The 19,116-nt window shown below is 45.2% G+C and carries 13 protein-coding genes; 11 read left to right on the top strand and 2 right to left on the bottom strand.

Going from position 1 to position 19,116, the window contains the following annotated elements; genetic code table 11:
• The first annotated feature begins 54 nt into the window (after positions 1 to 54).
• The 3 genes from G636_RS19145 to G636_RS0100550 all read left to right on the top strand — a co-directional run bounded on the left by G636_RS19145 (position 55) and on the right by G636_RS0100550 (position 7,714).
• Complete coding sequence (locus tag G636_RS19145) at positions 55 to 4,680, top strand: discoidin domain-containing protein (protein WP_196802991.1); 4,626 nt, start codon at positions 55 to 57, stop codon at positions 4,678 to 4,680.
• 229 nt (positions 4,681 to 4,909) lie between these two features.
• Complete coding sequence (locus tag G636_RS21020; RefSeq protein ID WP_051226348.1) at positions 4,910 to 6,436, top strand: family 16 glycosylhydrolase; 1,527 nt, start codon at positions 4,910 to 4,912, stop codon at positions 6,434 to 6,436.
• A 222-nt stretch (positions 6,437 to 6,658) separates the two neighbouring features.
• The gene (locus G636_RS0100550) at positions 6,659 to 7,714 is read left to right on the top strand and encodes an ATP-binding protein (protein WP_026506425.1); all 1,056 of its coding nucleotides are present in this window, start codon (positions 6,659 to 6,661) and stop codon (positions 7,712 to 7,714) included.
• A 1-nt stretch (position 7,715) separates the two neighbouring features.
• On the opposite strand, the gene G636_RS0100545 is transcribed toward G636_RS0100550, so the two are convergent.
• The gene (locus G636_RS0100545; RefSeq protein WP_026506424.1) at positions 7,716 to 8,978 is read right to left on the bottom strand and encodes an SGNH/GDSL hydrolase family protein; all 1,263 of its coding nucleotides are present in this window, start codon (positions 8,976 to 8,978) and stop codon (positions 7,716 to 7,718) included.
• Between the two features lie 274 nt (positions 8,979 to 9,252).
• Complete coding sequence (locus tag G636_RS21130; protein WP_026506423.1) at positions 9,253 to 9,456, bottom strand: helix-turn-helix domain-containing protein; 204 nt, start codon at positions 9,454 to 9,456, stop codon at positions 9,253 to 9,255.
• Positions 9,457 to 9,561: 105 nt separating this feature from the next.
• Here G636_RS21130 and G636_RS0100535 point away from each other — a divergent pair, with 105 nt between their 5' ends.
• From G636_RS0100535 to flgK (G636_RS19125), 8 genes are all read left to right on the top strand, one after another.
• On the top strand, positions 9,562 to 9,924 hold the full coding sequence (locus G636_RS0100535; protein ID WP_026506422.1) for a hypothetical protein: 363 nt from the start codon (positions 9,562 to 9,564) through the stop codon (positions 9,922 to 9,924).
• A complete protein-coding gene (locus G636_RS19135) occupies positions 9,925 to 10,563 on the top strand; it encodes a DUF5067 domain-containing protein (RefSeq protein ID WP_051226347.1) in 639 nt (212 codons plus the stop codon).
• A 495-nt stretch (positions 10,564 to 11,058) separates the two neighbouring features.
• The gene (locus tag G636_RS0100520) at positions 11,059 to 12,459 is read left to right on the top strand and encodes a uracil-xanthine permease family protein (RefSeq protein ID WP_026506420.1); all 1,401 of its coding nucleotides are present in this window, start codon (positions 11,059 to 11,061) and stop codon (positions 12,457 to 12,459) included.
• A 298-nt stretch (positions 12,460 to 12,757) separates the two neighbouring features.
• Positions 12,758 to 13,711: a GGDEF domain-containing protein gene (locus tag G636_RS19130; RefSeq protein ID WP_051226346.1), complete on the top strand. Its 954-nt coding sequence runs from the start codon at positions 12,758 to 12,760 to the stop codon at positions 13,709 to 13,711.
• A 476-nt stretch (positions 13,712 to 14,187) separates the two neighbouring features.
• Entirely contained in the window at positions 14,188 to 14,529 is a 342-nt protein-coding gene (flgM, locus tag G636_RS0100510) for a flagellar biosynthesis anti-sigma factor FlgM (RefSeq protein WP_242826893.1), read from the top strand.
• 44 nt (positions 14,530 to 14,573) lie between these two features.
• Positions 14,574 to 15,092 (top strand): flagellar protein FlgN, encoded by a 519-nt coding sequence (locus tag G636_RS0100505; RefSeq protein WP_242826892.1) that lies wholly within the window; start codon positions 14,574 to 14,576, stop codon positions 15,090 to 15,092.
• A gap of 366 nt (positions 15,093 to 15,458) precedes the next feature.
• Positions 15,459 to 17,144: a flagellar hook-associated protein FlgK gene (gene flgK / locus G636_RS0100500; protein WP_081668193.1), complete on the top strand. Its 1,686-nt coding sequence runs from the start codon at positions 15,459 to 15,461 to the stop codon at positions 17,142 to 17,144.
• Between the two features lie 28 nt (positions 17,145 to 17,172).
• Positions 17,173 to 19,077 carry a flagellar hook-associated protein FlgK gene (gene flgK, locus G636_RS19125; protein ID WP_026506415.1) on the top strand — a complete coding sequence of 635 codons (1,905 nt, stop codon included), beginning with the start codon at positions 17,173 to 17,175 and terminating at the stop codon, positions 19,075 to 19,077.
• Positions 19,078 to 19,116: the final 39 nt, after the last annotated feature.

Genomic DNA, 19,116 nt, shown 5'->3' with positions numbered 1-19,116 from the left:
GTGGTGCCAATAAAAAAGGTAACCAAAGAAGGAGTAAGAAAGGAAGGTACTATTATGAAACGGTTTTTGGGTAAGATCGGTGCAGCCATCATAGCTGCATCACTGCTGCTGACCGGAATGCCGGCTGGCAGTAAGCTGCCTGTGAGTCTTCAGGCAGAGGCGGCAGGCGCATCACAGGCGTCGATCAGCTATTCCTCTGCAGGCATGAAGCTTAGCTGGCAGAAGGTAAACGGGGCTAGTTCCTATCGCATTGAAAGAGCATCTTCAAGATTTGGTAATTACAGCTATCTTGCTGATGTATCAGGGACATCTTATACAGATACTTCTCCTAACAGATCAAAGTATTCCAACTACTACAAAATAACAGCAAAGAACGGATCAGCTACTGTATCAGAAGAGATCATCTCTCTTGAGAGCCAGATCTTTGGCGACAATATGATCTTTTTCTCTGATGATGATCCTGCTTCTGCCATTGATTCCAAGGTCAGCGAGATCTATGACATTCAGGAGAAGGCTCAGTTTGGCAAGGGCAGATATGCGCTGATGTTCAAGCCCGGAGATTACACAGATACTCAGGATATGAACGTGGGCTTCTATACACAGATCGCAGGCCTTGGCAAGCTCCCTACAGAGGTTAAGCTTGCTAATGCCAGCACACCTGCATTTCTGGCAGATAACAATGCTACCTGTAATTTCTGGCGTTCAATTGAGAACGTTTCAATCATAGATCTTGATAATAATGCAGATGTATATTTTGCTTTCCAGTGGGCAGTATCACAGGCTGCTCCGGCCAGAAGACTCTATGTAGAGAGAAATGCCGTATTTGACTGGTGGTACGGCTGGGCATCAGGCGGCTATGCTGCTGACTGCAAATTCGTGAAGGATGCAGGCTCCTATTCCCAGCAGCAGTATTATATGAGAAACTCCAGCATCGGCGGCAATGCATACGGTGTTAACTGGAACTTTGTACTCCAGGGCGTAGAAGGTGGTAATCTCTCTGCAGGCGATGCTCTCCTTGGTGGAAATGGAACATCAGACTGGGCATCCGGCGGCAAGACCACTCAGCTTAGTAATTCTCCCGCTGTTAAAGAGAAGCCTTTCCTCTACCTTGATAATGATGAATACAAGGTATTTGTGCCCGCTCTCAGGAGAAATGCAAGAGGCACCAGCTGGACAATGACCAATATGGGCCAGGGTGAGAGTCTTAGCCTTGACAGCTTCTATGTTGCAAAAGAGGGCGACAAAGCAGCAGATATTAATAAGCAGCTTGATGCCGGCAAGAATATCCTCTTTACTCCCGGTATCTACTATGCGGAAGAGCCTATCAGGGTGACCAATCCCGGCACAGTAGTCCTGGGCTATGGTATGGCTACCATTATCCCTGAAAATGACCAGGCTGCCATGTGGGTAGAGGATGCAGACGGTATCAGCATTTCCGGACTTATCTTTGATGCTTCATCCTATTCCAAGGTGCTGCTTCAGGTTGGTAACGAGGATGCAGCCGGGGACCATTCTGCTGATCCTATCACTCTTTCTGACCTCTTCTTTAGAGTGGGCGGTGTATACGCAGGCGTTGCTTCAGCAGATATGTGCCTTGTCATCAACAGTGATGACGTTATTGGTGACCATTTCTGGATCTGGAGAGCAGATCACGGCGACGGCGTATCCTGGAATGAAAATGTGGCCAAAAACGGTATTGTAGTAAACGGCGATGATGTGACAGTATACGGACTTTTTGATGAGCATTTCGAAGAATACTCTACACTGTGGCTGGGTAACGGCGGCAAATGCTATTTTTACCAGTATGAGACCCCTTATGACTGCACTGATCAGAACCTCTGGAAGAGCCACAATGGTACAAAGAACGGCTATGCAGGCTATAAGGTAGGCAATAATGTAGATACTCACTATGCTGTAGGCCTGGATCTCTATGAGGTATTCATCAATACAAACGGTGCGGACTGCAGACTGGATACAGCTGTGGAGATACCTAATAAGCCCGGCGTCATAGTAGAGAATGCTATGATCAATACCTTTAGTAATACAAGCGTTACCGGTGGTATACAGTCTATTGTCAACGGCACAGGCACCGGAGAAAAGCCCGGCGTCATGACCACTCCCGGTATCGTAAGCGCAGTAAACGGCGTGACTACCATAAGACCTAATCAGAACAACGGAGATACCTATCATACAGTTAGGAGCACTCAGCCTACTGATGAAGATTTTACAGATAAGACAGGAATACATTATGTATATGAAAAGGATGATTCCATACCTGTACCCGGTCCTATCTACGGAGACAAGCTTACAGTAGTGGCTGCCAGCGCTTCCACTGAGCTTCAGAAGGCAGCTAATGCTATTGATGATAACATGGGCAGCCGATGGGAGAGTGCTCACGGACAGGACAATCAGTGGATCACTCTTGATCTTGGCGAAGTAAAGCTTGTAGATAGCGCTAAGATCACATGGGAGACAGCTGCAGGCAAAGAATATAAGATCCAGATATCCAAGGATAACAAGAACTGGACAGATGTTGTCACAGTAACAAACGGTAAGAGCGGCGAGACTCTTGAAGCTGAAATTGGTGGTAAAGAAGCCCGCTACGTAAGGATGTACGGCACAAAGAGAACTACCCAGTACGGCTATTCCATTTATGAGTTTGAGCTCTATGGAACAGAAGGAACATATCAGCCCGATCCTGATCCCCAGCCCCAGCCGGGAGAAAGAGTAGATAAGGTTGAAGGCGCTTTTGACATAACAAGCCCTGAGCACTACGAGACAGTGGGCGCAGGCCTTGTAAACATCAGCTGGGATGCTCCTGCCGGCAAGAATGTAAAGAATTACCTGGTATATGTAAATGGCAAAGAAGTAGCTCAGACAACAGATAGAAATGCAGAGTATTACACAACAGGAGTACAGTACTATTCACTTACAATAAGAGCTATCCTTGATGATGGAAGTTCTCTGGATTCAGATACCATCAGATTTGGTGTGACCAAGAAGGGCCTGGGCCTTGCAACAGATATGGGCGAAAACCTGGATCTTGATGCCCTGGGACTTGGCTGGTATTACAACTGGTCTGAGACAAAGAGCTCAGGAAGCCAGTATGCCAATACCGAATTCGTACCTATGATATGGAAAGAGACCAGCGCTTCTGCAGCACAGAATAGGATCAATAAACTGGTTGATCAGGGTTATGACTATGTACTGACCTTTAATGAGCCTGATTTCACAGATCAGTGCAACATGACTGTGGATGAAGTATACGAAGCATTCAAGGGCTGTCAGGATGACAGGATCCTCATCAGTTCTCCTGTATCAGCTATCTGGCCCAAGGCTTCCACAGACTGGTTCCAGCCTTTCGCTGCCAAGGTAGCCGCAGATCCTGCCATGGATTATGACTTCATCGCTATCCACTGCTATCCTGAGGACTTTGGCGGCAAGGCTATGGCAGACTGGTTTATCGACAATGTAGTCGATTACACATGGGAAACCTATCATAAGCCTATCTGGATCACTGAGTTCTCTACTCATGGTCAGTGGGTAACAGCTACAGGCGACAACGGCACCAAGGAGTTCTGGGAAGCAGTAATGCCTATGCTGGATGAAAGAGATTATGTAGTACGTTATGCAGGCTTTGACTTTGATGATGCTAATTACGGCCTCTGGAGATATGCAACAGGTGCTCTTACACCTGCAGGTGAGGCATATAGAGACAATGGCAATCCTGTAGAGGATGGCAGGATCTATACCATGCCTGCTCCCATAGCTGGCAACGGCTCAGGTGGTTCAGGCTCCGGCGGAAGCGGCTTGGGCGGCTCCGGTGATCAGGATGCAGTAGAGCTTAACGTAACAGGCTATGATGCATCTACCCAGATGCAGAGCGCAGCCAATGCCTTTGATGACAACGCAGGCAGCAGGTGGGAGAGCACCCATGGCCTTGATGACCAGTGGATCATGGCAGACCTGGGAGAAGTAAAGACTGTATCCTCAGTAGAGATAGATTGGGAAACTGCAGCAGGCAAGGACTACAGCATCGAAGTATCTGCAAATGGTGATAACTGGACAGAAGTATACAGAGTTGATAATGGCAAGAATGGTGATAGTATCACTGCAGACTTTGATAGTGTAAGCGCCAGATACGTAAGAGTATACGGCAGGCAGAGGACTACCCAGTACGGTTATTCCATATTTGAATTCAGGATCTATGGCCAGGATGGAAGTTCCCAGGGTGGCGGCTCAGGTTCAGGAGATAATGGTTCCGGTTCAGGCGGAAATGGATCCGGAGACCAGGAAGTTGTAGAGCTCAACGTAACAGGCTATGATGCATCTACTCAGATGCAGAGCGCAGCCAATGCCTTTGATGACAATGCAGGCAGCAGGTGGGAGAGCACCCATGGCCTTGATGACCAGTGGATCATGGCAGACCTGGGAGAAGTAAAGAACGTTTCTTCAGTATCAATTGACTGGGAAACCGCAGCTGGCAAGGATTACAGCATCGAAGTATCTGCAAATGGCGATGACTGGTCAGAGGTATACAGAGAAGAGAATGGCAAAGATGGCGCTAGCATCATCGCAGATTTTGACAGCGTAAGCGCCAGATACGTAAGAGTATACGGCAGGCAGAGGACTACCCAGTACGGCTACTCCATCTACGAGATGTCGGTATACGGCTATTAAGAGTCATTGGGTGACTCACATGTTAAAAATAATCAATTTTGTGGGGAAGGTGTTGCGCTAAACCACTAATTGTTTTGCCCCTTAGCATATGTTAAAATCGTGAACACGGGCGGAATGGGGGTTTCGCCCGTGTTCACACGAAAACTGCAGTCGTAGTGTTAGAAAAGAATAGGGTTAAGTGATTCGCGCATTTCATCAATTGGCAATAAAAAATAGGAGCATTAAAGCGATGAAAAACAAAACAACTATGAAGTTGATGCTTGCGCTGTCAACCTTTTCCATTGCAGCAGCCGGTCTGTTATCAGCTGCAACTGCAATTAGCGCAAAAGCTGCGGATCAGTATGAACTGGTATGGAGTGAAGAGTTCGATGGAAATTCACTCAACAGGAACAATTGGAATGTAGAGGTTAACGGTTACGGCGGCTGGAATAATGAGCTGCAGTATTACGTTGATAGTCCAAACAACATTGCAGTGAGCGGTGGAACTTTGAAGATCACTGCACGCAAGGAAAACTATCAGGGTATGGCATATACCTCTGCAAGACTAAATACTGAAGGTAAAGTATCTTTGGGGCTTGGCAAAATTGAAGCCAGGATAAAGCTGCCCAGTTTTATGGGCGCATGGCCTGCATTTTGGCTGATGGGCAGTAATGGTCAGCAGTGGCCCAAATGCGGCGAGATCGATGTTTTGGAAACCATCAATGATGAGGGCATAGTCTATGGTTCAGCTCATTGGCCCTCAGCAACACCCGGAAAAGAAAATGACAGCACATCAGGTGGTACCTACGGGCACTATATAGATATCACCAAATGGCACACATATGGAATAGAAAGAGATGAGAACCAGATCACCTGGTATGTGGATGACTACAAGTATTCAACCATGGACCTTAAGGACAATGCTCTAAAGGCGCCTCTTTCCATTGACCAGTATGTGATACTGAATCTGGCTATAGGCGGAGACTGGCCGGGCTTTGACATCGATGACAGCCAGATCCCTGCGACCATGGAAGTAGATTATGTCCGCGCATATAAACGCGTGACAAGCACCGCTCCTTCTGATCCCCAGCAGCCATCCGATCCGGGTACTCAGCCTTCTCAGCCCTCAGATGGCAAGAAGGTGGACCTTGTGGCTGACAACGGAGGGACGTTCACCGGAGAAGTGGGCAGCTGGGCAGGCAGCAAGGGAAAGATTGATGTAAAGAATAGTGCCAAAGACGGATTTGTGGCAGATCTTAGCGCCATTGGAAGCGACATGTGGGGCGCTCAGGCATCTCTTGCAGATCTAAAGTACGAAGCAGGAAAGACCTATACTTTCCGTTCTACTCTTACATCAAATGTTGATAAGAAGGTATTCATAAAAGTTGAAGGTGATGATCACGCAGAGCTGGCGGCTGATACAGTGAGCTTAAAGGCTGGGCAGCAGTACAGCTATGAAAGGACCGTGACCATCCCCGCAGATTACAGGGGATCATTATCTCTTTACTATGCTTTCGGCGGCGGAATAGACGGAGAATACAATTCCTCATCTTCTAAGCTTAGGCTAGAGGTAAAGAACGTGGAATTTTCCACTGGAGCAGCAGCTGATGATCAGACAGCTCCCGAGCCCTCTGTTCCGGCATGGAACCGAAAAACCGTATATTATGGCGGCGAACTGGTCACCTACAAGGGCAAGACATATCAGGCCCGTTGGTGGACTCAGGGAGACAGGCCTTCAGATAGCGGATATTGGGGTCCTTGGAAACTGATCAAATAATCGATTTATAAAAGCCTTCCAATACCTTTGGTTTTCTTGTTTAAGAAGCTATTGGTATTGGAGGGCTTTTTGAGTTGATGACGAATTCATTGCAAAAGAGGATAGGTTGACAAAAGTATATAGAAATATATAATTAATACAAAAGTATATAAGAATATATAGAAGTATATAAAAATATATAGAATTTTAAAAGTATATAGAAATATATAAAAGAGAGGTACTATGGAACGTAATCCTTTTGTTATCAATTTTGGGAAAGTCCCAACTCAATACATAAGCAGAGAACTGTTGATCGATGAAATAGTCCAGGAACTGACTGATGATGCGGCGCAGAATAACTGCTTCATGCTGACAGGAACCAGAGGAAGCGGCAAAACGGTTACCATGACCTCTATTGAAAAGATAATTGCAGAAATGAACGACTGGATCATTGTCAGACTTAACTCTGAGAGAAATATGTTGGAGAGTCTGGTGGGAAAGCTCTATGACAGCAGAGAATTCATTAGTGCTTTTATCGATGCTTCGGTTAATCTGTCAAAATTTGGAATCGGTCTGAACATCAGCAGCAAGGCGCCTGTTGCAGATATAGAATCGGCGCTTGAGATCATACTAAAGGAAATTGGCAGACAGCATAAAAGGCTGTTGGTTACTGTAGATGAGGTATCCAATACTTCACATATGAGAGAATTTGCCAGCAGCTTTCAGATATTGATCAGAGAAGACCTGCCTGTATATTTACTGATGGCCGGCCTATATAAGAATATCCATGATCTCAAAAATGAAAAGAATCTCACTTTTTTATATAGAGCTACCCAGTATGAAATGGAGCCTTTAAATCTGACTCTTATAGCTGAGAGATATTCAAGCGTGCTGAAGATATCTTATGAAGCTGCTATGGAGATGGCCTTGATCACAAGAGGCTATCCCTTTGCTTATCAGGCACTGGGGAAGTATGTCTGGGAAGAGGATAAGCACACAGTTACTGATAGGGTACTGCTGCGCCTGGATGAAGCGCTTAGCCACTATGTATATAAGAAGATATGGTCAGAGCTTTCAGAAACGGATAAATGGTACATGACACATATAGTACAAAAAGAAAGTATGCCGGTATCTGAACTGCTGGAGATCACTTCCAAAAAGCAAAACGAGTTTGCTCAATACAGGGCAAGGCTTCGTGACAAGGGCCTGATAGATGTCTCTACACATGGAATTATCTGCTTCACACTGCCAAGGTTCGACGTGTTTGTGCATAATATCGTCAAAGAGCGTATGATCTGACTTACCCGCTTATCATCAGTCCCGCAAAGTTATCGGCTCTGTATTTGCCATCGGCATCGTCTGTGAATTCGATGCTGATGGCTTTTTTGATCTCAAAAGAGCTTCCCTCAGGCCAGCCATTGATGACCTTGATGTGGCGCTGCTTGTAATCCTGCTTGAAGTTAAACTGAGCAGTGCTATATTCCTCGCCGTCTATGATCACCCGGCATGAATTAAGTCCGGGAGTCATCTTAAAGTCCATTCCAAGTATTGTCCCCGCATCCTGCGTATAGAGAGTGAGGGTATTTCCTTCTCTCTCAAAGAGCTCAGGGGGATAATATCTAAAGGAATCAAAAATATCCATTCTCTCATCTATGACAGCTATGCCGGATGGGTCATGACCTTGTCTTTGACTCACTCGTGAATCAATAAGACACTTCACACACTCATAGTAGATCTCTTGCCCTGCATCATTGGGATGGATATGGTCACTCACCAGGTTCTGATAATCGTCCTGAAAGGGTGCAATGGTATCAACCACGGGCAGGCCGTAATGCTCTGCGATCATGCTGATGGCCTGCATTTTTTCTGTGTATTCTTTTTGACTGGATTCCTGGATGCAGATAATGGAGATGCGAGGATAGCTTATCTTCAGAGCATGGATGATAGATTCGTAAAAGAGGCTAAAGTTCTTCTTGCTGTCATTGTGCCCATAACAAAGGATGGCAAGGTCAAAGTCTTCGCGGGCTGTAAATTCCCCGCTTGCAGGAACTCCATCTGCCAATTCCCTGCTGACACTATCTTTCCCTGTTTTATCAGCGCTTGCTGCCAGCTCCATTGTCCTGACATATCCAGCATAAGAAGCATTGCCTCCCATGGAGACATTGGTCATATTGACTGCAACTCCATATTCTTCTTCAAGACCTGCTTTCAGGATATTGGCCCATTTGTGCTCATCATCTGATGCTCCGGAGCCCGCACCTATGCTGTCCCCTACTATCAGAAGATTGATATCCATGCCGTCGGCAAGCTTTCTGTAAACAGATTCATATTTGAGACGTTTGGTCTCTGTCTCTATAGCAGCAGCTCTGTTTGCCTCTGCGCTTTCCATGGCGGCAGCGCGCTGGGCTTCTTCAAGCTGAGAGATTGTAGTGGTCGCGGCAGCTATGTTCGCCTCTTCGGAAGCTGCCAAGGCTATTATATTGCTGTCTGTGCAGGGGAAAACGCCTATGAGAAAAGAAAACAGTAGTATAGCGGTGAGAGTTTGCCAAGTCTTACTAATCATATGTAGATATAGTTGTCTATTCATTGTGTTCCTCTCCCCCCCCCGAGATTATAAAATTAAGAATTACATGCTTGTGATTTCGAATCTTTTTAAATGATATTTTATATACTATTAGTTTAATACTTTGGGAATAAAAAGAAATGATTTAGTTTGGCATCTTTGCCGGCAGACAACAGAGAACTATTTCAGATCAATATACACATGAGAATAATATGATGATCGAGAATATTGTTAATTGGTTAGATTGATAAAATACAATGCCTGTACAGTACATTTACTGGCTTTTATCGTGATAAAGGATTTCCTCGACAGAGCAATTCAGAATAAAGCAGAGTGTATCCAAAGTAGAGGTGGTAATAGGCTTGCCATGCTTCATGCGATGAAGCGTGTTGGCAGATATACCATGCTTAAAAATAAGCTCATATTCAGTAATATTTCTTTTTTGGAGTGTTTCATAAAAAGGCTGATATGAAATCATTTGATTTTCACCTCTTATGAAACAGTAGCATAGTTAATTCGTTGACTATACTTAATATATTGAGTATAAATTCCGATAAGTAAACTAAATAAGGAGGTACGGTTTATGAAAATATGGAAACTTGTGTCTGGAATACTGAATATCATACTGTTTCTGATAATTTCACTTCAGTCTTGCGCGGCAGGATTATCAAATGCACTATCGGAAAATGGTGAAGTTAGCGGAACTGCCGGTTTGGTTGTGGCGGTGATGTTGCTGGCCGGTGGAATCGTATCTATTGCTACCAGAAAAAGTGAGAAGAAAGGGGGAAATATAGCACTGATTGTATTATATGCAATAGCTGTGGTGATTGGTTTTGCAGGTGCAGGAAGCTATGGAGACCTTAAGATATGGGCAGGATGGGGCGCAATATGCTTGGTAATGGCAGTATTAGCAATTGTTTTAGATAAAAAACATAAGGAGGCATGAATGAAGAATAAGTTTATCATGGCGGTAATGGCATTTACTATGTGCGGCATGCTCGTTGCATGCGGAAGCTCATCCGGTGATACGGCTGTATCGGAAACGGCAACAAGTACAGAGGTTCAAAAAGAAGAAACTGCGGAACCGGAAAAAGAAGAGGTTGAGCCAACATCAGAACCTGAGGATGCTGAGGAAATAGAAGAAGCATCAGAAGCAGAAGAGGAAGCTGAATCTGTAGAGGACGAGGCACCAGAAGAGGAAGAAAGTGCCACGACTAGCGATGAGGGAGATCTGGGCGATTATCACGTAAAAATAAATGATGCAACGTTTGGCGAGGATTATGAAGGCAATCCAATGATTGTCATTCATTATGATTTTACAAACAATTCGGATGAGGCTCAGTCTGCATTATGGTCGCTAAGTTCTAAAGCTTATCAGGATGGAATTGAGTTGGATACTGCCATCGCTTTGGATGACGACATGTATGATGCAGGGATATCTCAAAAGGAGATAAAGCCGGGAGTAACGATTGAAGATTGTCAGGAAGCATATACGCTAACAAGCGATTCGCCGGTTGAGTTTGAAATGTCCGAGCTTATCAGCTTTAGTGATGAAAAGTTGGAAAAGACATTTGAAGTAAAATAATCTGAAGTAAGGGCTAAAAGGAACTTTTGATACCTATCTCATAATAAAGAATGTACGAATATATGAAGGAAGCTGCATTATACATGGATGCAGTTTCCTTTTTTAGTTCTGCTCGCACGTGATGTCAGTAGCATGCAGCGTCAGAAGATTATTTTACTAAGCGAGCATTCACTTCAAATGGCCTATATTCTTGGATTTTTTATCCAAGAATATAGTTTTTTACTAATTCTTCATACGCAGCCTTCAAAGCGCCCACGAGAAAGTTGTCTGAGCAGGGCGAAGCCATGCGAGTTCTTTCGAGTGCGGCGTATTGAAAAGAAGGCTGCGGAAGAATTTAGTAAAAACGCCATTTGAAGTGCAGCGAGCGTATAAAATAACTTCTGCAGCTGCACTTCCGCCAGCCATAAAATAATGCTTGAAATCCTCTTGGCATGCATTATAATATACAAGGATTTGAGTAACCGTTCAAAGTGAAAATATTGGGAGGAGGATTTCATGTCTAACGTCAAAGTCGGTGAAGAAGCTATTTACGATGCCAGAAAACTGGGTACGCCCAAGATGCTGGTACTGGGACTTCAGCACATGTTCGCCATGTTCGGCGCAACTGTACTGGTTCCTATCATCACAGGTCTGAGCGTGTCTACCACACTGCTTTTTGCAGGTCTGGGTACACTGCTCTTTCATCTGGTCACTAAGGGTAAGGTCCCTGCATTCCTTGGTTCATCTTTTGCATTTCTGGGAGGCTATGCTGCTGTAGCACCTCTTATGGCAGATGGATCATCCAATACCGAGCTTTTGCCTTATGCATGCGCAGGTGTTGCTGTATCAGGTCTTTTGTATCTGGTACTTGCTTTCTGTTTCAAGACCTTTGGCGCAGGCAGAGTCATGAAGTTCTTCCCGCCTGTTGTAACAGGTCCCATTATCATATCAATAGGCCTTAATCTTGCACCTTCAGCTATCAATAATTGTTCTGATAACTGGAACTGGATCCCTGCTCTGACAGCTATCGTTATCGTGATCTGCTGCAATATCTGGGGCAGAGGCATGGTGAGGATCGTACCTATCCTGCTGGGCGTTCTTGGTTCTTATCTTGTAGCTCTTGTCATGGATATGGCAGGCATCGAGATGATCGCTTTTGATGCTGTAGCTGCAGCTCCCTGGATCGGACTTCCTATCCGCATGGAGAGTACAGTATTCTCTCTTATTGGCAACTGCAATACTGGATATCTCATCACTTCCATTATCACTATCGTGCCTATCGCTTTTGCTACCATGATGGAGCACATCGGAGATATTTCAGCTATCTCATCAACAGTTGACCGCAATTACATCAAGGATCCCGGTCTTCACAGGACTCTGACAGGTGACGGTCTTGCAACTGCACTTGCTTCACTTTTTGGCGCACCTGCCAATACTACTTATGGTGAGAATACAGGTGTGCTCACACTGACCAAGGTATATGATCCTGCAGTTATCCGTCTTGCAGCATGCTTTGCCTGCCTGATGTCCTTCTGCCCAAAGTTTGCAGCTATCATTGAGACAATGCCCGGCGGTACCATTGGCGGTATCTCACTGGTTCTCTATGGTATGATCTCTGCAGTAGGTGTCAGGAACCTGGTTGAGACTCACGTGGACTTCACCAAGAGCCGTAACGTACTGATTGCAGCTATGATCATGGTACTGACCATTGGTATCAGCTATTCCGCAGCAGGTGCTCTTCCTCTTCCTTTCGGAGATGTATCCTTCTCCGGTCTGGCTACAGGCTCATTGGTAGGTATATTCCTCAATGCAGTACTGCCGGGCAAGGATTACAAGTTTGAGGACAACCTCCCCAACGAGACAGGTGTAGACCTTGAGATCGCTCAGGGTAAGCCCCTTGATCCCAATGATAAATAATATTTGCTGATATACTTGTCAAAAATATGATCTGCCCCCTTTACCGGTAAAATGGTAAAGAGGGCATTTTTTGTTTTGACACCTACCTCATAATTTAATATATAAGGCTATAAAGAGCCGTCAAAAAATTTTTCAAAAAAATTTTAAAACAGCTATAAAGTTTTGGGAGAGAGCATCCGATAAACTCCCCGGAGTGTGGTAAGTGGGAATCCGAGGCAAAGGGGAAAAATGAGCATTGCTCAGGATTTTGCTTCGATAAGGATACCCGGGAGTATGAAAAAATGGAGGAGGAAAAGGTATGGAGCTGCTTTTTGTAACCGCTGTGTTCCATGGCTTTGGAGCGCTTGTATGCGGAATGATCGTATATAACATTGGCCGTTACCATTCTAATAAGAATAAGCCCAGGACTTATAGAGTCATTCTCATGGGAGGTACTATTCTTATATTCCTCAATTTCCTTAGATTTATCAGCGCTTCGTCCAAACTGAAGGTATTAAATGTACTTTCGGGCTTTTTGACTGTGCTCTATTTCATAATATTGGCGCTGACGATGGTATTTTTTGTACTCTATACTTTCAAGTTCCTGCGTTATTCCCTGCCCTTCTGCGGTGGTCTGATGGGTAGGATAATGGATGGAGCTGCCAGGGTTCTGTCCGCTATAGCGGTGATAGTTTTTGCCGTTTTGGACTCTACACAGATATTGCCGCTTGCAGTTATAATGTTTTATTTGTTTGGCATGTATCTGGATTGTCAAAACGAGCTGATATCCCTGGATCCTCTTACCAGGCTTAACAACCGTAATGAATTCTACAGTTACCTCTGGCACAGATTGTCCACTCCTCTTAGAGGCAGGGTATGCCTTCTGATGATGGACATGAACAGCTTCAAGGCTATCAATGATACCTTTGGCCATGATGAAGGAGACCAGGCACTTATACGAGTGGCCTCCTGCCTGAGGAAAGCCTGCGGAGGAGTTATGGGCCGTCCCTTCATAGCACGCTTTGGAGGTGACGAGTTCATCATAGTCATGGAGACCGATTCCGATGAGGAAGTGGACCGGCTTTGTGACTGCATCAATATGACTCTTGCAGTTGAGAACCATAGCAGCAGGAGTCCCTATGAACTGAGCATATCCATTGGCTGGGTGAGAAACGAGCAGGGCAACCGCTCCGTCAGATCCCTGATACGCCGTGCGGATAGTGTTTTGTATGTAAATAAGAGACTTAAAAAGGAACGTGAACGCAGCGCTTGATACCAGCCGCTACCAAAGGGCAAAAAAGTGTGACCGGACTAAAGTCACGGGCACGTGGAGGAGAGTGTGAGGAGCTGTAGCTTAAATCAGGAAGGAGGAAAAAGGCATAAACGGGGAATGTATGAACGGGGATGACATCAAATGTATCGACCTGACATATGCTTCTATGCCAAACGTATTGTATGTAGGATGACAGGATGAACAAATGTGCAGCTATTGGTGATTTCGGCCAGAAGAAGAGCCGAAGAGATGATGCAGCTGTTTATTTCGCACAAGGAAGGATGCCTTAAGTGAACAGAGCTTGTTAAAAAGATTGTACTATGGTCACAATCCAGCAGAGGCTTATGGTACAAGCTATAAACATGCTACTATGTGCGAATAAATTGCTGTCGGGGCTAAAGTTCATAGGACTTCTACCGATAAATGAAGTAAGAACAGAAGTAAGCACTCGCTTTTGGAGACAAGGAGGTCGGCAAGTGCAGGGTTCGCTCTCCGGGCGGCCACATCAGTACCAGAGGTCCAAGAAAGAACTCCCCGGAAAGGAGAAAGCAATGCGTATCGAGGCATATAATCAGGTTCAGCAGGTTTACAACCCGGCTAAAGTGTCGCCGGTCCAAAAACAGGATAAGGCTGTACGTACAGACAATGTACAGATCTCATCCTTTGGTCGTGACTTCCAGGTTGCCAAGCAGGCTATCAAGAACGCACCTGATGTGAGAGAAGAGCTCATCGCTCCTCTTAAGGATCGGGTTGACAGCGGAACCTACGAAGTAAAAGCAGAAGATTTCGCAGACAAGATGATCGCATACTTTGACTGATCATTTTAGTTAATTATCACTTTTGTAAAAAAGGAGATAACCCCATGGCTAGTCTGATGGAAGATCTTATAGAGATTCTGGATCAGGAGTGTGAAGCATATCAGGAGCTTTTGGGATTATCGAGTAAAAAGACTTTGGTCATAGCGGCCGAAGATCTTGAGAAACTTTCGCAAATCACGGATGAGGAGCAGGCAAGCGTAGGAAAGATCCAGAAACTGGAGAAGAAAAGACTTTCCGCCATGTCTGATATTGCAGCAGTACTGAACAAGGATGTTGAGACATTGAAACTGACCGATCTGGTTCGCGTGCTGGATAAGCGGCCATCGGAGCAGAAAAGGCTGGCAGAAGTGCGGGACAGGTTATTTACCACCGCCGGTCAGGTGCGCAGAGTTAACAGTCAGAATCAGGAGCTGTTAAACAGCGCACTTGAGATGGTTCAGTTTGAGATGAACATCATTCAGCAGGCAGGCAATGCTCCCGAAACGGCAAACTATAACAAAGCAGCAGGCACATCAGGTGATCTGATTGGAACCGGTAGCGGCAGATTTGATGCCAGGCAGTAACAAGGCGTTTCGCTCGGTAGTTCCCAAAGCAGACAGCTAATGTGTCTGCTTTTTTAAATGATATAGGTATCACAATTCAAAATGACTGCATGCTTGCATGCAAGACATTTTGAATTGATGATCCTAACAAATATGAGGAAAAAAGCAATTTGCGAAGCAAATAGCGATTTCCGAATATTTGTAGAATTGCGAGAATGACGAAGTCATGGAGCAATTCGTATATCATTCTTAAGTGGATCAATCGACATTTAAAGAATTGCGAGAAAATGACTAAAGTCAAGAGCAATTCGTATATCATTCTTAGATAAATCATTCAAACACTGCATGCTGGCATGCGGGGAATTTGGAATTTAAGGAGAAGTGCGTATGTTAATGTCCAATCTCTACGTCGGTGTTACCGGCCTTCAAACTTCACAAAATGCCTTAAACACCACGGCCCACAACCTGGCTAATATTGGTACTGAAGGCTACACCAGGCAGCAGGTATCCCAGGGAGACAGACATTATGACACGATCTCCATGGATCCGGCGGTTGCTCACAAGCAGATAGGCCTGGGAAGTGCATATGTGAATTGTAAACAGGTCAGAAGCGTTTTTCTGGATGCCTCTTACAGAAAAGAGAGCGGAAGGAGCGAATTCTACAATGTATCTGCCAAGGCTCTGGAGCATGTGGAAGACCAGCTTCAGGAAATGAACGGCGCAGAGTTCAAGGAGAATCTCAATAACCTCTGGGTTGCAGTACAGGAGTTGTCCAAGGATCCTACAAGCGCAGTTAATCAGTCAGCATTTATCAACAGATGTGCAGAGTTTACCGAGAGTGCCAAGGCCGTGTATAAAGGCTTTACAGATTACCAGAACAATCTGGACAGCAAAGTAAAAAAGCTTGTGGATGAGATCAATGATACAGCAGATGCCATCCATGAGCTGAACCTCAAGATCACAGCTATAGAGACAGGCGGCGTAGAGCATGCCAATGACCTTAGAGATACCAGAAATAAGCTCCTGGATAGATTGGGAGAGCTGGGAAATATTGAATACGAAGAGGATAAGTTTGGAACTGTCAATGTCAGCTTTGAGGGAACTCAGCTGGTACTGACAGATAACGTTCATCATCTGGCTTGTGATACTGATGAGAGCAGCGAAGGCTTTATCACGGTATATTGGGAATATGCAGGCAAGCAGTACAGAGATGAGGACGGCAATAAGAAAGTAGATATCAGCGGAGCCAGGGTCTATGATCTGACCCAGACGGTATCCACTGTTGCGAATACAGATGTGGGAGAACTAAGGTCCACTCTTTTGGCAAGGGGCGATCATCATGCTACCTGGCATGATATCACTGAGGATTCCACAGGAGAATATTACAACCAGAATATCAGCCAGTCAGTCATCATGAACCTGGAAGCAGAGTTTGATCAGATGTACAACAATATCGTCACGGCGGTCAACAGAGCTATTGAAGAAGCTGCTTCCAATCCGGCTACCCTGGCCAGGTTAAAGAATCCTGCAAGCAAGGATTCTCCTTCCAACTATGACATCTTTGTCCAGATGGATGATACAGACTGTCTGAAATATGATATAGGCTCTGAAACCAGCGGATTTGAGATGATGCCTGCCGGAACTGTGAAGACAGGTTTTTCCGTTACCAATACCAAGGTAAATGAGCTCCTTCTCCAGACACCTACCCTTAATACCTTTATCACTCTTGATGGAGAAGAGGATGCGGCTGCGGCTGCGGCCTTAAAGAGCGTTTTTACCGATGAGATATACACTCTTAATCCCAGTGTTACCACCAAGGTTGATATGCTGGATTACTACAACGCCATGATCTCCCAGGTGGCAAATACAGGTAATGTCAACAAGACTCTGGCAGAGAATCAGGAGATGACCGTAGCTACAATTTCTGCCGCAAGAGAGCAGATAGTAGGAGTATCCAGTGATGAAGAGTTGGAGTACATGATAGAGTTTCAGAATGCATATAACGCATCCAGTCGTTTCATAAATGTAGTAAGCGAGATGCTTGAGCATATAGTGACAACTTTGGGTCGCTGATAGCTTGCAGCATAAGAGGTGAGAAGATATGGCATCACAATTTTTTGGACTTAATATCGCGGCATCCGGACTGAGGGCTGCCAATGCAGCACTTAACACCACAGCCAACAATGTCTCCAATGTTAATACCGAGGGTTATTCCAGGCAGCAGGTGACTCAGGAAGCCAGCGCAGCTCTCCGTGTTTTTACAACTTACGGATGTGCAGGCGCAGGTGTAGATACTATTGCTATCGAGAGAGTCAGAGATGAATTTTACGATAGGAGATATAGGGACAACGAGACTTTGCTGGGGCAGTATCAGGAAAAGAACTACTACAGCGGTATTATTGAACAGTATCTTGAAGATGACGGTACCACCGGATTCTCATCTCTTTTTACCCGGATGAAAGCCAGTCTGGAATCGGTAATGACATCAGCAGGCACTGAGACCAACAAGGCGACCTTTGTATCATCCATGTCTTCAGTGACAGAGTATTTTAATACTCTCAGTACCAATCTCAAAAACCTTCAGTCAGATATCAACTCTGAGATAAGGACTACCTGTGATGATATCAACTCCATAGCAGGTGAGATAGCTACTCTCAACGAGCAGATCAACGTAGTTGAGATGACAAGGACTACGGCAAACGACCTGAGAGACAAAAGAGACGCCCTGGTGGACAAGCTCTCTGAGTACGTGTCTGTTGAGGTCAAGGAGTCCAAGATCTATCCCCAGAAGGTAGTGGTCAATTCCGAAGGTGAAAATGAAGTTACCTATGATGAAGACTCCTGGACAGGAGCTACCAGATATGAAGTGTGGATAGCCGGCGGACAGTGCCTGGTTGATACCTACAGCTATAATAAGCTCCACTGCATAGCCAGAGGAGAAGATGAGAGCAGAAACCAGAATGATGTGGACGGCCTCTATGATATCAAGTGGGTCCGCAGCGATTATGAGGAAGGCAGCAACATCTTTATCGGTGATTTTGACCTTTATAATGCCAATATTGGCGGTAAGTTAAAGGGTCTCATCGAGATGAGAGATGGTAATAACCAGGAGTTCTTTAATGGTCAGTCCAGCTTCTGGAATGCAGATACCAGAGTACTGACAGTCAGTGTATCAGATGGATATCTAAAGGATATGGCCAGATGTACCATTCCCGGAATGGGCGTCATAGAAGTCGGCACCAGGACCTATGAATATGATTCCTGGGAGTATGACGGTGATTCTACGTACAGATTTACCTTAAGTGAAAGAAATGATGACGGTACCTTGGTGGATACCACCAGGATCAAGCAGGGCGGCGGCGAAAATGTAGCCATCGGCTGCTCCATCAATTACCAGGGTATTCCTTACTATATGTCCCAAATGAACCAGTGGGTCAGAAATTTTGCAGGATCCGTGAACAGTATTATGGCTAATGGCTTTACATCGGATTCCGGTCAGGGCTCCTATATGCTCACAGGTGATAGGTCTGTAGGCTCCAGAGATATTGCTGCTCAGTATACCTATAGCGAATTGACATCCACCAGCTATGGCTACTATTTCCTCACAGCTGAGAATTTTGCAGTATATTCCTCTCTGGTCAAGGATTCCGGCCTCCTATCCACCAAGGCAGATATTACAGAGGGTGCAGATGAATTTGGGGTGCTGAAAGATCTCAAGGAGATGTTTAACAACAAGCAGATATTCAGAGGCGCCGCATCAGGAGAGTTCCTGGACAAGATACTGGCTGATGCGTCACTTAATAAGAGTAATGCCAAAACCATGGAGGATACCTATACCTCCCTGGCCAATACCATTGATAATCAGCGCTTGTCCATTATGGGCGTTGATGAAGATGAAGAGGCTGCCAATCTGGTCAAGTTCCAGAATGCATATCAGCTCAGTGCCAAGGTTGTGCAGACCTTCTCAGAGATATACGACAGACTGATTCTTGAAACCGGTGTATGAATCTGTAAACGCAAAGAGTTTACAGGGCAACTTCGAGCA

This window comes from Butyrivibrio sp. MC2013 (assembly GCF_000424585.1).
GTDB lineage: Bacteria > Bacillota > Clostridia > Lachnospirales > Lachnospiraceae > Butyrivibrio.
Note: the sequence above shows the minus strand (reverse complement) of the source record. Positions and strands in the feature narration are given on the sequence as shown.

Coding starts and splice junctions, on each gene's coding strand:
- G636_RS19145 (WP_196802991.1), top strand. CDS start 55: ATGAAACGGTTTTTGGGTAAGATCGGTGCAGCCATCATAGCTGCATCA.
- G636_RS21020 (WP_051226348.1), top strand. CDS start 4,910: ATGAAAAACAAAACAACTATGAAGTTGATGCTTGCGCTGTCAACCTTT.
- G636_RS0100550 (WP_026506425.1), top strand. CDS start 6,659: ATGGAACGTAATCCTTTTGTTATCAATTTTGGGAAAGTCCCAACTCAA.
- G636_RS0100545 (WP_026506424.1), bottom strand. CDS start 8,978: ATGATTAGTAAGACTTGGCAAACTCTCACCGCTATACTACTGTTTTCT.
- G636_RS21130 (WP_026506423.1), bottom strand. CDS start 9,456: ATGATTTCATATCAGCCTTTTTATGAAACACTCCAAAAAAGAAATATT.
- G636_RS0100535 (WP_026506422.1), top strand. CDS start 9,562: ATGAAAATATGGAAACTTGTGTCTGGAATACTGAATATCATACTGTTT.
- G636_RS19135 (WP_051226347.1), top strand. CDS start 9,925: ATGAAGAATAAGTTTATCATGGCGGTAATGGCATTTACTATGTGCGGC.
- G636_RS0100520 (WP_026506420.1), top strand. CDS start 11,059: ATGTCTAACGTCAAAGTCGGTGAAGAAGCTATTTACGATGCCAGAAAA.
- G636_RS19130 (WP_051226346.1), top strand. CDS start 12,758: ATGGAGCTGCTTTTTGTAACCGCTGTGTTCCATGGCTTTGGAGCGCTT.
- G636_RS0100505 (WP_242826892.1), top strand. CDS start 14,574: ATGGCTAGTCTGATGGAAGATCTTATAGAGATTCTGGATCAGGAGTGT.
- flgK (WP_081668193.1), top strand. CDS start 15,459: ATGTTAATGTCCAATCTCTACGTCGGTGTTACCGGCCTTCAAACTTCA.
- flgK (WP_026506415.1), top strand. CDS start 17,173: ATGGCATCACAATTTTTTGGACTTAATATCGCGGCATCCGGACTGAGG.